Source organism: Hornefia porci (assembly GCF_001940235.1).
Taxonomy (GTDB): Bacteria; Bacillota; Clostridia; order Peptostreptococcales; family Anaerovoracaceae; genus Aminicella; species Aminicella porci.
This window is the reverse complement of sequence record NZ_MJIE01000001.1, coordinates 346,284-360,687: the sequence shown is the minus strand read 5'-3', so window position 1 is coordinate 360,687 and position 14,404 is coordinate 346,284. Positions and strand designations below refer to the sequence as shown.

14 protein-coding genes and 1 pseudogene are annotated in these 14,404 nt (G+C 53.3%); all 15 read left to right on the top strand.

Features of this window, described 5'->3' with window-relative positions; translation table 11 throughout:
• The 15 genes and pseudogenes from pgsA to BHK98_RS01485 all read left to right on the top strand — a co-directional run bounded on the left by pgsA (nucleotide 1) and on the right by BHK98_RS01485 (nucleotide 14,357).
• Nucleotides 1-558 carry a CDP-diacylglycerol--glycerol-3-phosphate 3-phosphatidyltransferase gene (gene pgsA / locus BHK98_RS01560; protein WP_075711911.1) on the top strand — a complete coding sequence of 186 codons (558 nt, stop codon included), beginning with the start codon at nucleotides 1-3 and terminating at the stop codon, nucleotides 556-558.
• Nucleotides 555-1,097 (top strand): CinA family protein, encoded by a 543-nt coding sequence (locus BHK98_RS01555; protein WP_075711910.1) that lies wholly within the window; start codon nucleotides 555-557, stop codon nucleotides 1,095-1,097. Before pgsA ends, BHK98_RS01555 begins: the two co-directional genes overlap by 4 nt.
• 256 nt (nucleotides 1,098-1,353) lie before the next feature.
• Nucleotides 1,354-2,442 carry a recombinase RecA gene (gene recA / locus BHK98_RS01550; protein WP_075711909.1) on the top strand — a complete coding sequence of 363 codons (1,089 nt, stop codon included), beginning with the start codon at nucleotides 1,354-1,356 and terminating at the stop codon, nucleotides 2,440-2,442.
• Between the two features lie 21 nt (nucleotides 2,443-2,463).
• Nucleotides 2,464-3,930, top strand: coding sequence for a transglutaminase-like domain-containing protein (locus BHK98_RS01545; RefSeq protein ID WP_075711908.1), 1,467 nt, complete (start codon nucleotides 2,464-2,466; stop codon nucleotides 3,928-3,930).
• Between the two features lie 159 nt (nucleotides 3,931-4,089).
• Nucleotides 4,090-4,392: pseudogene (gene rplU, locus BHK98_RS13925) on the top strand (50S ribosomal protein L21); the annotation flags it as partial.
• 244 nt (nucleotides 4,393-4,636) lie between these two features.
• Complete coding sequence (gene rpmA / locus BHK98_RS01535) at nucleotides 4,637-4,897, top strand: 50S ribosomal protein L27 (protein WP_075711906.1); 261 nt, start codon at nucleotides 4,637-4,639, stop codon at nucleotides 4,895-4,897.
• Nucleotides 4,898-4,953: 56 nt separating this feature from the next.
• Entirely contained in the window at nucleotides 4,954-6,246 is a 1,293-nt protein-coding gene (gene obgE / locus BHK98_RS01530) for a GTPase ObgE (RefSeq protein ID WP_075711905.1), read from the top strand.
• A 17-nt stretch (nucleotides 6,247-6,263) separates the two neighbouring features.
• Nucleotides 6,264-8,618: a TIGR03960 family B12-binding radical SAM protein gene (locus BHK98_RS01520; protein WP_083628001.1), complete on the top strand. Its 2,355-nt coding sequence runs from the start codon at nucleotides 6,264-6,266 to the stop codon at nucleotides 8,616-8,618.
• Complete coding sequence (locus BHK98_RS01515) at nucleotides 8,611-9,297, top strand: TIGR03936 family radical SAM-associated protein (protein WP_075711904.1); 687 nt, start codon at nucleotides 8,611-8,613, stop codon at nucleotides 9,295-9,297. Before BHK98_RS01520 ends, BHK98_RS01515 begins: the two co-directional genes overlap by 8 nt.
• 69 nt (nucleotides 9,298-9,366) lie before the next feature.
• Nucleotides 9,367-10,011, top strand: coding sequence for a helix-hairpin-helix domain-containing protein (locus BHK98_RS01510; RefSeq protein WP_083628000.1), 645 nt, complete (start codon nucleotides 9,367-9,369; stop codon nucleotides 10,009-10,011).
• 113 nt (nucleotides 10,012-10,124) lie between these two features.
• Nucleotides 10,125-10,499 carry a sporulation initiation factor Spo0A C-terminal domain-containing protein gene (locus BHK98_RS01505; protein ID WP_075711903.1) on the top strand — a complete coding sequence of 125 codons (375 nt, stop codon included), beginning with the start codon at nucleotides 10,125-10,127 and terminating at the stop codon, nucleotides 10,497-10,499.
• Nucleotides 10,500-10,585: 86 nt separating this feature from the next.
• Complete coding sequence (locus BHK98_RS01500) at nucleotides 10,586-10,771, top strand: DUF896 domain-containing protein (RefSeq protein ID WP_075711902.1); 186 nt, start codon at nucleotides 10,586-10,588, stop codon at nucleotides 10,769-10,771.
• Nucleotides 10,772-10,889: 118 nt separating this feature from the next.
• Nucleotides 10,890-12,083, top strand: coding sequence for a cysteine desulfurase NifS (gene nifS / locus BHK98_RS01495; protein WP_075711901.1), 1,194 nt, complete (start codon nucleotides 10,890-10,892; stop codon nucleotides 12,081-12,083).
• Between the two features lies 1 nt (nucleotide 12,084).
• Nucleotides 12,085-12,528: a Fe-S cluster assembly scaffold protein NifU gene (nifU, locus tag BHK98_RS01490; RefSeq protein ID WP_075711900.1), complete on the top strand. Its 444-nt coding sequence runs from the start codon at nucleotides 12,085-12,087 to the stop codon at nucleotides 12,526-12,528.
• A 179-nt stretch (nucleotides 12,529-12,707) separates the two neighbouring features.
• On the top strand, nucleotides 12,708-14,357 hold the full coding sequence (locus BHK98_RS01485; RefSeq protein WP_158024441.1) for a phospho-sugar mutase: 1,650 nt from the start codon (nucleotides 12,708-12,710) through the stop codon (nucleotides 14,355-14,357).
• Nucleotides 14,358-14,404 lie beyond the last annotated feature (47 nt).

Genomic DNA, 14,404 nt, shown 5'->3' with positions numbered 1-14,404 from the left:
ATGAATTTACCGAACAAACTGACGGTCTGCCGTATGGTCGCGGTACCGTTTTTCATCGCCGCGTATCTGACCGGATACTTTGTTGTCGCGCTGATCATCTTTATTGCGGCGTCATTCACGGATATGCTTGACGGAAAAATCGCCAGGAAATACAATCTGGTTTCCAATTTCGGAAAAATCATGGATCCTCTGGCAGACAAAATTCTGGTGTACTCCGCGTTTTGCCTGATGATCGGCGACGGAACGATTCCTGCCTGGATGCTGATCGTCATCCTCGCCCGCGAATTTGTTGTCAGCGGCGTCCGTACTGTTGCGGCGTCCGATGGAATCGTCATCGCGGCGGCCATGAGCGGCAAAGCCAAGACAGTGCTCCAGATGATCGCAGTCCCTCTGCTGCTGCTCATGCTGGCGCTGAAAGGAAACGCCGGCGGCGCGGAACAGATTATTTACTATCTGGCATACGGATTCCTCTGGGCGTCGCTGATCATGACTGTCTACTCAGGAATCGAATATATCGTCAAAAACAGCAATGTGTTTAAGGAAGAAAGCAGATCATGAGCGGCAGAAGAACTGAGGCGGAGGAAGTTTTTTTCAGCGAAGGACTCTTCAGCACATCAGAACGTCTGCTGATCCGGTCGGCCGGAAGAGAGCTCGTGGAAAGGCAGATTACAATCTCCTGCTGTGAATCCTGTACCGGCGGGCTGTTCGCGGCAGCGCTGACCGGCGTTCCCGGAATCTCACGCGTGTTTGACAGAGGACTGGTCACCTATACGGAGCGCGCCAAGATAGAGGAACTCGGCGTCAAGAAGGAAACGCTGGAGGCTCATACGGTTTACAGTGCGGAGGTCGCCCGGGAGATGGCGGAAGGCCTGTACAGGAAGACGGGGAGCGATATCTGCGTTTCCGTAACCGGGATCGCCGGACCGGACGGGGCACTCCCCGGAAAGCCGGTGGGGACAGTTTATATCGGCTGCTGCCATTGCGGAAAGATCCGGATTGAGAAACTGGAGACAGGCAGCCGGAGCCGGAGCCGGAATCGCCACGATGCGGTTCTCGCTATGCTCCGTCTGGTCATGAACACTCTGAAAGAAGAATAAATTGACATTAAATGGTAATCGTGATATAGTGTGGTTACCATTTATTTACATATTATTCAGATACAGATTTCACCCGGCGCGGCTTTCAGCCGGAAACCGCATCATATTTTTCGCGTAAAAACCCGTGCACAGAGAGCTGTGCTGCGGCATCCGGACGGGAAAGAAGCACGAGTGACCGACGGTTAAGAAGGACTTGACAAAAGACAGGTTTCATGTAGAATAAAATAAGAACAAATGTTCTTTGTGGAGGTAAGGAATGGCAAAAGCAACAGAAAAGGATTCGCGGGAGAAGGCGCTGAATGATGCACTGTCCCGTATTCAGAAGCAGTTCGGGCAGGGCGCGGTCATGAAATTGGGAGACGCAAGCGCGCATATGAATATAGAGACGATTTCCACCGGTTCTCTGAGTCTTGATATGGCGACGGGAGTGGGCGGCGTACCGAGAGGAAGAGTCATCGAGATTTACGGACCGGAATCCTCCGGCAAAACCACGCTGACGCTTCACATCGTGGCGGAAGCGCAGAAGGCCGGCGGTAAAGCCGCGTTTATCGATGCAGAGCACGCGCTGGATCCGGTTTACGCGAAGAATCTCGGGGTGCAGATTGACGACCTTCTGGTTTCACAGCCGGATACCGGAGAGCAGGCTCTTGAGATCTGCGATATGCTGGCCAGCAGCGGCGCTATCGATGTAATCGTCATCGACTCTGTCGCAGCCCTGGTTCCGAAGGCGGAGATCCAGGGGGAGATGGGCGACTCCCACGTCGGTCTGCAGGCGAGACTGATGTCGCAGGCCCTCCGCAAGCTGACGGGAACTGTGAACAGAACCAACACCTGCGTCATCTTCATCAATCAGCTCCGTGAGAAGGTCGGCGTCATGTTCGGCAATCCGGAGGTTACAACCGGAGGACGCGCGCTGAAATTCTACTCTTCCATGCGCATGGACGTAAGACGGATAGAGACCATCAAGCAGGGCGATCAGATGCTCGGCAATCGCACCCGCGTTAAAATCGTAAAGAATAAGGTTGCTCCGCCTTTTAAAAAGGCGGAATTCGACATCATGTACGGCAGGGGTATTTCGCTGTCCGGCGATGTGCTCGACTGTGCTGTCAACGAAGGAATCGTGAAAAAGGCGGGTTCCTGGTTCAGCTATAACGGCGACCGCATCGGACAGGGACGTGAAAACGTAAAGAACTATCTGGAGGCCAATCCGGAAATTCTGGAGGAGATCCGCCGGAAGGTCATGGACACTCTTGACGCCGGAGAGGAGAAGACCGCAGATGCACCCGATACGCCCGCGGTCCCGGAAGACATCATCGTCGATGAGGACGGCGTAATCATCGAATAGACTTTCGCAGAGCAGACTGTTATGAAACAGCAGAAGGGAGACTCTTCCATGCAGAACGATGAACTTAAATATCTGACCGTTCCACTCCCCGGAGATATTCTGGCCGAACGGATGAGCGGGCATTTTGAGAATGAAATCAGAATGATTCAGTTCCGCCTTTCCGACCGTTCGCTGTCCCGGGCGATGAGATCTCGTCTGGAATATGAACTGGAAAACATCACGGTACTGCGCAAGCGGTACGCGGTCTCCCCGGACGAGGCCGTAAAAATGATGCGGGAAATCATTCCTGATTTTACCGCGGAGGAGCTTGAGACGCTCCGCATTCAGTCGCGCGCCGACTGGATCTATCTGAATGGAGAGATCCGATTCATAGACAGCTTTCGCGGTACGCTGCTGGAAACCTATCCGGAATACCGCAGACGTGCCCGCAGACCGGAGGAGAATTCCCGGCTGAAGGACGAATGCGTTGAAAAATCCGGCACGGCGAATTGCCTGGCGGCGCATATCCATATCATACACAGTATTCGAATCGACGGCGAAGACGTCCGGGAGGGAGAACCTCTGCTGGTTCATATGCCTTTCCCGCATGAGACTACGGAAATCAGTGATGTCCGTTTGATCCGGTCTTCACAGAAACCGGCCAGGCTTCCGGAAGAAGACGAGCTGCAGCCGACGGTCTGCTTCCGGGATACGGCCGCACAGGGCATGACCTTTGAAATCGAATATTCGCTGACCACGACATATCCCGTTACCGACATGGAAACGCTCGGCAGAATCACAGACGGAATCGCGCTGGTCCCGCCGACAGGCACAGCGGATGATTACAGACTCAGCGTGCCGGGGCAGGGGATAATCGAATATCCGGAGAATGTTAAACCCTATCTTGCGGAGAAGCTCCCGCATATCATTTTCTCTCCATATCTGAAAGCTCTTTCAGACGAGATCTGCGGAGATGAATATTCGCCGCTGAGCAGGGCGAGACTGATTTATGATTTTGTGACAACCCGGATGGAATATCGCTTTATGCGTGATTATTTCGCGGTCGAGAGCATCGCGGAATCTGCGGCGGCATCGCTGCGCGGAGACTGCGGCGTGCAGGCGATACTCTTCATCGCGCTGTGCCGGATCAGCGGGATTCCCGCCCGCTGGCAGTCCGGACTCATCGCTTCCCCTGAGCATGTCGGGGAGCATGACTGGGCAATGTTCTGGATTCCGGAAGCCGGATGGCTGTATACTGATCCGTCCTACGGAAACTCAGCCTGCTCGGAAGGCAATACGGCGCAGTGGAACTTCTATTTCGGAAATCTGGATCCGTATCGCATTCCGATCAACAACGATATGCAGGCAGAGCTTATACCGGAAAAGAAGTTTTCGCGGATAGACCCCATCGATAATCAGTGCGGAGAGGCGGAATGCGAGAGTGCGGGAATCCGCCTGAACGGACTTCACCGGACCTATACCGGCGTGGACATCCGCCTGCAGGATTGAAAATCCGGGACTGAAATTCCGCCCGAGGGGCTGAAAATCGTTTGACAAGCCTTCTTTTATATGCTAAACTGTCTAAGTTAGACCGCTCGGAAAGGGTTCTTTTAAAGTGCTTATGCGCTGCCCGAAAAGGCGAGACTGGTAAGAGGAGGTAACAGAAATATGTATGCAGTAATTGAAACCGGCGGAAAGCAGTACCGCGTTCAGGAAGGCGATGTGCTTTCTGTTGAAAAGCTGGGAGTTGAGGCAGGCGAGCTTGTCGCTTTCGACAAAGTTCTCGTGCTGAGTGATGACAACGGAATTCAGGTCGGAACGCCGTATGTGGACGGAGCCAAAGTTGTCGGCGAAGTCAAGGAAAACGGAAAAGGCCAGAAGGTGATCATCTTCAAGTACAAGAGCAAGAAGGATTACAGAAAGAAACAGGGTCACAGACAGCCGTACTCTCTGGTGCAGATCACAAGTCTCACAGGAGAGATGAAGAAGGCTGAGAAGCCGGCAGAGGCGGAAGCGTCCGAATCGAAGGCAGAGGAAGCCGAGGCGCCGGAAGCCAAGGAAAAAAAGGTATCCGCGTCCATGAAGAAGGACGAGCTGATCGCCTATGCGAAGGAACATGATATTGAAATCGATGAGAAGGCCACCAAGGCTGTGATCATTGAGACGATTGAAAACGCTCAGTAGGATTGTCATTCAGTAAGGAGGTGTACGGTCTATGGCAAGTAAAAAGGGAGTAGGAAGCTCTAAGAACGGTCGTGAGTCCGAGTCCAAACGTTTAGGCGTCAAGACTGGTGACGGTCAGTTCGTTACAGCAGGAAGCATTCTGGTAAGACAGAGAGGCACCAAGCTTCATCCAGGCAATAATGTGGGAATCGGCGGTGATGATACGCTGTTCGCCAAGATTGACGGCGCTGTAAAATTTGAGAGAAAAGACAAGACCAGAAAACAGGTCAGTGTCTATCCGAAGGAAGCATAAAACACCAGGAGCCCCTATGCAAGTAGGGGCTTGTTTTTGATTTTAGAGGGATACAGATGTTTGTAGACAGAGCGAAAATTGAGATCCGATCCGGAAAGGGCGGAAACGGAGCCGTGTCCTTCCGCAGGGAACCCTTTGTTCCGGAAGGCGGTCCGGACGGCGGAGACGGAGGCAAGGGCGGAGATATCGTTATCGTCGCGGATAAGAATCTGCGAACCCTGATGGATTTCCGCTACAAAAAAAAATACGCCGCCGAGAACGGGCAGGACGGAATGAAGAAGAAGAGATTCGGCCGGAACGGACAGGATCTCATCATTAAAGTTCCGCAGGGGACTGTCGTTATCGATGAAAAGACAGGTCTGGTCATGCAGGACATGGTGGAGGACGGACAGTCCTTTGTCGCCGCCAAAGGAGGCCGCGGAGGCAAGGGGAACGTGCATTATAAAAATTCTGTCCGGCAGGCGCCGAACTTCGCGGAGGCCGGAACCGAGGCGCGGGAGCGCACGATCATTCTCGAACTGAAAATGATCGCGGACGTCGGGCTTGTGGGCTTCCCGAATGTCGGAAAATCCAGCCTTCTCGCGGTTTCCACCAGTGCGAGACCGAAGATTGAAAATTACCATTTCACGACGATTGAACCGAATCTAGGCGTGGTGCACATTCACGATACCAGCTTCGTGATGGCGGACATTGCGGGGATCATCGAGGGCGCTCACCGGGGACTCGGGCTCGGGCTGAAATTCCTGAAACACATCGAACGGACGCGGGTTCTGATACATGTCGTGGACGTATCCGGAAGCGAAGGGCGCGACCCTATTGAGGACTTTGAGAAGATCAACAGCGAGCTGCTGGAATACAGCGAGTCCGTAGCCCGCAAACCGATGCTCGTCGCCGCCAACAAAATCGATCTGATCGGTGAGGACGCGCCCGAATATCTGAAATTCAGGGAATACGTCGAGTCAAGGGGATACCGGGTGTTCCCGCTTTCCGCACCGATCCGTCAGGGAGTGCCGGAACTGCTGGATGCGGCGCTGGCCGAACTCCAGAAGGCGCTTGCGGAGCCGGAGCCGGAACCGGAGTATCAGTACTTCGACTTTGAAACGGACGATATCGACCCGGACTACCGGGAGGTGTATGTGACCCGGGAGAAGGGAGCCTTCGTCGTCACAGGAAAACAGCTGAAAAAGATTTTCGACTCCACCAATTTCAATGATTTCGGTTCTCTCCGGTATCTGTATAAATATATCGAGAAGAAGGGCGCCATCGATAAGATGATTGAAATGGGGCTGGAGGAAGGCGATACGATCCGCATCTTTGACTACGAATTTGAATATTATGACGAGTATTGACAACGAGGAGGTCGGGCATGTCAGAGTCCAGACGACTTACGGAAAAAGACTGCTTTGAATATTTTAAGAAATACAGAACACCCCGGCACGTCATCGCTCACTGCGAGGCGGTGAGTGAAACGGCGGTGAGAATCGCGGAGGAACTGAACCGCCACGGATATGATCTGGATATCGGACTGATCCGGTACGCCGGTCTTATTCACGATGTCGCGCGTCTGCAGGAGCATCACGAGCAGGTCGCGGCAGACATGCTGGAGGCGGACGGCTATCACGATGAGGCTGCAATCGTTCGGGTCCATATGTTTTATAAGTTCGGGGATATCAACCGGATCAGCGAGACAGATCTCGTGTGTCTCGGCGACCGCCTCGTCCGTGAGGATGAGTATGTGGGTCTGGACAAAAGAGTCGATTACCTGATTCACAAAAAAGGTGAGAATCCGGAGAGGACGCGGCACCTCCTGGCGGCCAGAGAAGTGACGCGCAGATATATGGATCAGATCGAGGCCGTGATCGGACGTACTGTAGACAGCCTGTTCCGTCCTCCGCTGGATTATCTGCTGAAGCAGGTGGAGAAGCCGGCGCGCTATATCGGAAATGAAGTGAACATCGTCGTGAAGGATCCCGCCGAGACCGAACTGCGTTTCGCCTTCGCGTTTCCGGACATGTACGAGATCGGGATGTCGTACATGGGCCTGCAGATCATCTACAACCTTGTAAACAAAATGGAAAAGGTGTGCTGCGAAAGGGTTTTTGCGCCCGCGCCGGATATGGAGGCGCTGATGCGCCGGGAGAATTATCCTTTGTTCACGCTGGAAACAAAGACTCCCTGCCGGGAGATGGATCTCCTGGGCTTCACGCTGCAGTATGAAATGTCGTTCACCAATATCCTCAATATGCTGGAACTGTCAGAAATTCCTCTGCGTTCCGATGACCGGAGCGAGAGGGATCCGCTGGTGATTGCCGGAGGGCCCTGTGCCTTCAATCCAGAGCCTCTTGCGGATTTCATCGACCTGTTTCTGATCGGCGACGGAGAGGAAGCGCTTCCGGAATTTCTGGAGCTTATTCGTGAATGCCGGAAGCAGGGGCTGTCCCGGGAGGAAACGCTGAAACGCGCCGCGGGACTTTCGGGCGTTTATGTTCCGTCCTTCTATGAGCCGGTTTACGATGCGTCGGGAATCATTCTCGAATACAAAAAAAAGTGGGACGGAGCGCCTGACCGGGTACGCAAGGCGATCGTCAGTGATCTGAATCACGCGGAATATCCGGTGAACAACATCGTCCCGCTGATTGAAACCGTTCATGACCGGGCTGTGGTGGAAACCTTCCGCGGATGCACCCGGGGATGCCGGTTCTGTCAGGCCGGAATGATTTACCGTCCCGTTCGCGAGAGGAGCCGGGAAAACATTCTCAGGATCGCCGCGGAACAGCTGAAGCGTACAGGGCATGACGAGCTGGCGCTGCTGTCTCTCTCCACCAGCGATTATTCGGATTTTGAGGGTCTGGCCATGGACCTGACAAAGTACTGCCGGGAGCGCAACGTCTCTCTCTCTCTGCCGTCGCTGCGGCTGGACAGTTTCTCTTTCCAGGTGCTTGAGGAAATTCAGAAGTACAAGAAATCGGGTCTGACCTTCGCTCCGGAGGCGGGAACGCAGCGCCTGCGGGATGTGATCAACAAAGGAATCACCGAGGAGGATATCTACAGTGCGGTGGAACAGGCGATTGAACTCGGATGGCGTCATGTGAAGCTGTACTTCATGATCGGTCTGCCTTCTGAAACAGACGCGGATCTGGACGGAATCGCCGAAATCGCGAAGAATATCATCGCGATTCATAAGCGGTCCGGCCGGGGCGGACGCTTCAGCGTGACCGTGAGTATTTCCAACTTTGTTCCAAAGGCGCACACGCCGTTCCAGTGGTTTCCGCAGAATTCCACTGAGGAGTTCAAGCGGAAGCATGATTATCTGACGGAACGTCTCCGGATCAAGGGCGTCACATATAATTACCACGATGACGCCGTCAGCACCTGCGAGGCTGTGTTCGCCCGGGGCGACCGCCGGTGCGGACAGCTGCTGCTGAACGCACACCGGGCCGGATGCCGGTTCGACGGATGGAGTGAATATTTTGACCGCGACAAATGGGATGAGCTCCTGCGGAGCTGGGACGTTGACTACCGTTTTTACACAGAGAGGGAGCGATCCCTCGACGAGGTTTTCCCCTGGGATGTGATCGACAGCGGTGTGACAAAGGAATTTCTGCTCCGGGAGAATCGGAGGGCAGAGCAGGCGGTGACGACGGCGGATTGCCGCTCCGGCTGCTCAGGATGCGGCGTGAACCAATATACAGACTGCAGTCAGGAGGGATCTCATGTTTAAATATGTGCTGGAATTTTCCAAACGCGGCTACATCAAATACACGTCTCATCTCGATCTGCAGCGGATCATGAAACGTGCGTTCCGGCGGGCCGGCATCGAACTGCAGTACAGCAGGGGATATAACCCCCACCCCAGGATGAGTCTCGCACAGCCTCTTTCGCTGGGCTACGAGGCAGATGCGGAATGGCTGGAGATTGAAACTGAAGAGCCGGTAAGCGCGCACCGGTTTCAGACAGAACTGCAGAAAAATCTGCCGGAGGGAATTCAAATCACCCGGTGCGGAGAGATAAAGGAAAAGAAATCTCTGGCGGCGTGTGTCTCCGGAGCCGTCTATACCGTCTGTTTCCCGGTTCCGTATTACCGGGAGGATTTCCCTGCGGTGACGGAACGTTATCTGGAGCAGGAGCAGATTCTGGTTCAGAAGAAGCAGAAAAAGAGCAGGGAACTGCGCGAAGTCAATATCCGTGAAAAAATCCGGACGATGACGCCGGAGGAGGGATGCCGCGGGAAGCTGCGCATCCGGCTGGAGCTTGACTGCGGCAGCGCATCCAACCTGAGTCCGGAGCTGGTCATTCGTTCTTTCCTGGAATTCACCTCGCTTCCCTGCAGACGGTATGAAATTGACGTGACGCGAAACAGACTGATTCTGCCTCTTGACTATGCGATCCGATGGATGTAAAATAATGGAAGAAACGAAAAAGGCAGGAACTGATTCACGGAGAAAAATACAGGAAAAGGAACAGGCAATATGGATATGGAAAAACTCAGGCAGGGTCTGCGAAGACTGACCGAAAACAGAAATTCCATAAAGCTTTTAGCGGTGATAATGATCATTATCACCGCCTTTTTGTTTTACGGGATGAAAGAGAAGAATGACACAATTACCGTTTCTGAAGGAGTCACGGCCGCGAAGGAGGAAACAGGCGAGGAGAAGACTTCCACGGGAGGCGTTCTTTATGTGGACGTCGGAGGAGCCGTCGCCCGACCCGGCGTCTACAAAATGAATGCGGGTGACCGGGTGTTCGAAGCGGTCGAAAAAGCCGGCGGACTGACGAAGAAGGCGGATACGTCTGCACTCAATCAGGCGGAGGAAGTGAAGGACGGGCAGAAGATTCAGATCCCGGAGAAGGGCGAGAACGCAGGCGCGCCGGACGCCGGCGACGCGGAAAGTTCTTTGTCGTCGGCAGCCTCCGCTCCGGGCGGAAAAATCAACATTAACACAGCGGATTCCACGGCTCTTCAGCAGCTCAGCGGAGTCGGTCCGGCGACCGCACAGAAAATCATCGATTACAGGACGCAGAACGGTCCGTTTAAGCGTATCGATGATCTGAAAAATGTCAGCGGCATCGGGGAGAAGACCTTTGAGAAAATGAAGGAAAATATTACCATCTAATTTAGAATATATTGACATGTTAAACATAAAGAGGTAATATTTATCATGTGTTGTGTGTGCAGTTTGCGCAGAGTTATTTGCAGCTGAATTGAGGGAGGATCAACAGAACAATCATGAATCAGAAAAGAAACAGTATGCTGTATTGCGAGATAGGGCGTCATGTTCGCGAGCTCGGAATCCATTCCAGCATGACGGGCTACCTCTATTTATGCGATTGCTGCCTTTTGATACGGGAAAACATGAATCTTCTTTACCAGATCCAGAAGGGTCTTTACGTCATGGTCGGAGAAATCAATAACGTTTCTCCCTGCAATGTGGAAAAATGCGTCAGAAAGGCCATCGCCGCGGCGTGGCAGAAGGATCCGGACCGGATGAAAGACAGACTGCGCGCTTATTTCCCTGAAGAGATCACCAGACGTCCGACCGCGACGGAGGTGCTCAGTTATGTCATCTGGCGGATCAATGTTGAAAATCCGGAAGCATTCTGATACAATGTGTTCTGTACCGGCAGAGCCCCGCAGCGCTTTGCCGGCAGGGAACAGCATCACAGCAGCATAAACATAAGGCGGGGGATATGATCACAAAAGAAAAAATCGATCGGATTAACGAACTGGCTCATAAGGCGAAAAGCGAAGGACTGACCGAGGAGGAAAAACTCGAGCAGGGACTTCTCCGGGAGGAATACATCGACAGCTTCCGGGCAAATCTCAAGTCACAGCTGGATCGCATCGAATGGGTGGACGATAAGAAAAAATCATGACAGACTGAGGGGCCGGCGTTCCGGTCTCTTTTTGTGCCTAAAATAATGGATTCACTGTTTGAAAACGAGGTTATATGGTATAAACGAAATAGATTATTTCAGAAAAGGAGCGAAGAACATGACGGAGAGCAGAAAAGTATATCTCGACTATTCAGCGACGACACCGGTCAGGGACGAAGTATTAAAGGAGATGCTGCCGTACTTTACCGAGCATTTCGGCAACGCATCCAGTCTATATACCATTGGACTTGAATCCAAAGCGGCGATTGATAAGGCAAGAGAGCAGGTCGCAGACCTGATCGGAGCCTCGCCAAAGGAAATTTATTTCACCGGAGGCGGAAGTGAATCCGACAACTGGGTCCTGGAGAGTATCGCCAACGATATGAAGAACAGAGGAAAGGGCAGTCATATCATCACCAGCAGAATCGAGCATCACGCGGTGCTGCACACCTGCCAGTTCCTGGAGAAGAACGGATATGAGGTCACATATCTGGATGTGGAGAAGGACGGAACCGTCACGCCGGAGGCGCTGGAAAAGGCGATTCGTGACGATACGGTTCTGATCAGCATCATGTATATCAATAATGAGATCGGAACCATCGAACCGGTCAAAGAGCTGGCTGAGGTTGCACACAGACATGGAATTCTGTTCCATACGGACGCGGTCCAGGCCGTGGGAAACACGCCTATCGACGTGAAGGCGGCAGGCATCGATATGCTGTCCATGTCTTCCCACAAAATTTACGGGCCGAAGGGGGAGGGCGCGCTCTATGTAAGAAGGGGCGTCCGCATTCCCAGCTTTATCCACGGCGGCGCCCAGGAAATGGGAAAACGGGCCGGCACTGAAAACCTGGCGGGAATCGTCGGATTCGGAAAGGCCGCGGAGCTGGCGAAGCAGAATCTGGAGAATCACATCCGCCACTGCTCGGAGCTCAGAGATTATCTGGTACAGCAGATCATGGAAAAAATTCCGGACGTATATCTCAACGGACCGTCTGATATGAGCCGCCGTCATCCCGGAAACGCCAATCTTACATTTGAATATATCGAGGGCGAGTCGATCCTGCTCCTGCTGGACAGCTTCGGCATCGCGGTTTCCACAGGCTCTGCCTGCTCCTCCAAGTCACTGGAGCCGTCGCACGTGCTGTCGGCGATCGGCGTGCCTGATGAGATGATACACGGAACGATCCGCTTCACCGTCGGAGATTTTACGACAAAGGAAGATATTGATTACACAGTGGAATGCCTGGTCAAGGTTGTAGAAAGACTGAGAGAGATTTCCTCAGTAAACAGTCAGAAAGGATGGAACTGATATGGGACTTTATAATGATACAGTAATGGATCACTTCATGAATCCGAGAAACGTGGGAGAGCTGGAAAACCCGGACGGCACAGGCGTATACGGAAGCCCTGTATGCGGCGATATGATGCAGGTTCAGGTGAAAATCGAGGACGATATCATCAAGGACGCAAAGTTTAAGACCTTCGGCTGCGGAAGCGCCATCGCTTCTTCCAGCATGGCGACAGAAATGATTATCGGAAAGCCGGTCGAGGAGGCTCTGGAAATCACTAACAAGACCATCATCGACGAGTTGGGCGGTCTGCCCCCGGTCAAGGTTCACTGTTCCGTGCTGGCGGATCACGCGATCAAATCCGCGATTTATGATTATGCGCAGAAGAACGGAAAGCATTACAAGGGTCTGGAGGGATTCGACCCCAACGCGGACGATGACGATGAGGAGGGCGGCGAGGAATAACGTGCCCGCCTGTAAAGAGAAACGGTCATCTGACGGACAGCTGACAGAGGGAGTGACACATCCGGGAAACGGTGCGTCACTCTTTTTTCGTGTTTTTCGTGCGCTTTTCCGGAACAGTCATGCATTTTTCTCCCGGAAAACAGTTTCATAATATGGCGCGCTGTGATAAAATGTTGTTTATGGATATGAACGAAATCACACGCAACGCGGAACGGGAATATATTCGCTGGAGCGAACAGATCCGCGAGGGCGATGAATATTATGAAGAATTTCGCGCGCTGGTGGACAATCCGGAGGAGCTGACGGATTCCTTCTACTGCCATCTCACCTTCGGAACCTCCGGGATGAGAGGGCTTCTGGGGCCCGGACCGAACCGGATTAACGGGATTGTGATCCGGCGCGCCAGCGCCGGCCTGGCGAACTACATGAACCGCAGGTTCCGATCGCCTTCTGCTGTAATAGCGTATGACAGCAGAGCGGGTTCCGCCTATTATGCCCGGGAGACCGCGCGGGTTCTCAACGGAAGCGGAATCCGGACATGGCTTTTCCGGGAGCTGACGCCGGTTTCCTGCCTCTCCTACGCCATCCGGACGCTGAAGTGCGACATGGGCGTCATGATCACCGCCAGCCATAACCCGAAAATCTATAACGGTTATAAAGTCTACAACAGCGACGGATATCAGATCGTCGGCGAGGAGCCTGAAAGCATCCTGAACGAAATCGAAAAAATCGACTTCTTCGATGCGATTCCTTACAGCGCTGACGGAGTTCTGACCGTGGATCCGGAAATCGGAAAGGATTTCGTCCGGAGCATTACAGCTCTGTCGACCGGAACCGATCCGGACAGGCTCAATCAGCTGAAAACGATTTACACGCCGCTGAACGGCGCCGGCCGAAAATATGTCCGTCAGGTATTCCAGAGCATCGGATATAAGAACTTTGAGATTGTGCGGACACAGGAATATCCGGATGAGAATTTCCCCACCTGTCCGCAGCCGAATCCGGAAAAGATACTGGCCTTCAATGAGGCCTTCCGGCGGGCGGATATCGCGGGAGGAGACCTGCTGATCGCCACCGACCCGGATTCAGACCGTGTCGGCGCGGCACTCTATCACGAGGGAATGCGGACGCTGCTCACAGGCAATCAGCTAGGAGTGCTTCTGCTCGATTACCTTTGTCATATCCGTCCCCCAAGGCCCGGACAGATCGTCGCGAAGAGCATCGTCACCTCGCCGCTGGGTGAACGCATCGCTGAACGATACGGAATGCGGGTGGTCAACACTCTTACCGGCTTCAAATATATCGGAGACCTGATCCGCAGACTGCGGGAGGAAGGCCGGCCGGAGGATTTTTACTTCGGCTTTGAGGAGAGCAACGGTTATCTGCTCAGCCCGTTCATCAGTGAAAAGGACGGTGTGAGCAGCGCCATGCTGATCGTGGAGATGGCGGCCTTTCACAAAAGCTACGGGAAGGATCCGGTCGACCGCTTGAATGAGCTGTACGAGGAATACGGCGTCTGCATCGATAAAATCCGGAACTACTACTTCCAGGGGCTGCGCGGCCGCATCGCGATGGAAAAGATTATGGAGTATTTCCGCGGCGAATTCGGCAGTTCTATCGGCGGACGGCGGATCGTGCGCAAAATCGATTATATGGAGGATACCGGACTTCCCCGGGCAGACGTTGTCCAGTTCTGGCTCGATAACGGAAGCATGCTGGCGATCCGTCCCTCTGGCACAGAATCGAAAATGAAAATTTATTCCTTTGAAACGGAGGATTTCACATCTGTAGAGCGGGAAATCATCAGGATCATTGAGAAATACCGGTAAATGATGTATAATACAGTATCATCGCTAATTTGGAGGACTTAACATAA

Excerpts from the sequence above, each read along its gene's own strand:
- BHK98_RS01545 (WP_075711908.1), top strand. The coding sequence starts at position 2,464 with ATGAAACAGCAGAAGGGAGACTCTTCCATGCAGAACGATGAACTTAAA.
- nifU (WP_075711900.1), top strand. The coding sequence starts at position 12,085 with ATGGGACTTTATAATGATACAGTAATGGATCACTTCATGAATCCGAGA.
- pgsA (WP_075711911.1), top strand. The coding sequence starts at position 1 with ATGAATTTACCGAACAAACTGACGGTCTGCCGTATGGTCGCGGTACCG.
- BHK98_RS01500 (WP_075711902.1), top strand. The coding sequence starts at position 10,586 with ATGATCACAAAAGAAAAAATCGATCGGATTAACGAACTGGCTCATAAG.
- nifS (WP_075711901.1), top strand. The coding sequence starts at position 10,890 with ATGACGGAGAGCAGAAAAGTATATCTCGACTATTCAGCGACGACACCG.
- recA (WP_075711909.1), top strand. The coding sequence starts at position 1,354 with ATGGCAAAAGCAACAGAAAAGGATTCGCGGGAGAAGGCGCTGAATGAT.
- BHK98_RS01505 (WP_075711903.1), top strand. The coding sequence starts at position 10,125 with ATGAATCAGAAAAGAAACAGTATGCTGTATTGCGAGATAGGGCGTCAT.
- BHK98_RS01485 (WP_158024441.1), top strand. The coding sequence starts at position 12,708 with ATGGATATGAACGAAATCACACGCAACGCGGAACGGGAATATATTCGC.
- BHK98_RS01555 (WP_075711910.1), top strand. The coding sequence starts at position 555 with ATGAGCGGCAGAAGAACTGAGGCGGAGGAAGTTTTTTTCAGCGAAGGA.
- obgE (WP_075711905.1), top strand. The coding sequence starts at position 4,954 with ATGTTTGTAGACAGAGCGAAAATTGAGATCCGATCCGGAAAGGGCGGA.
- BHK98_RS01510 (WP_083628000.1), top strand. The coding sequence starts at position 9,367 with ATGGATATGGAAAAACTCAGGCAGGGTCTGCGAAGACTGACCGAAAAC.
- BHK98_RS01520 (WP_083628001.1), top strand. The coding sequence starts at position 6,264 with ATGTCAGAGTCCAGACGACTTACGGAAAAAGACTGCTTTGAATATTTT.
- rpmA (WP_075711906.1), top strand. The coding sequence starts at position 4,637 with ATGGCAAGTAAAAAGGGAGTAGGAAGCTCTAAGAACGGTCGTGAGTCC.
- BHK98_RS01515 (WP_075711904.1), top strand. The coding sequence starts at position 8,611 with ATGTTTAAATATGTGCTGGAATTTTCCAAACGCGGCTACATCAAATAC.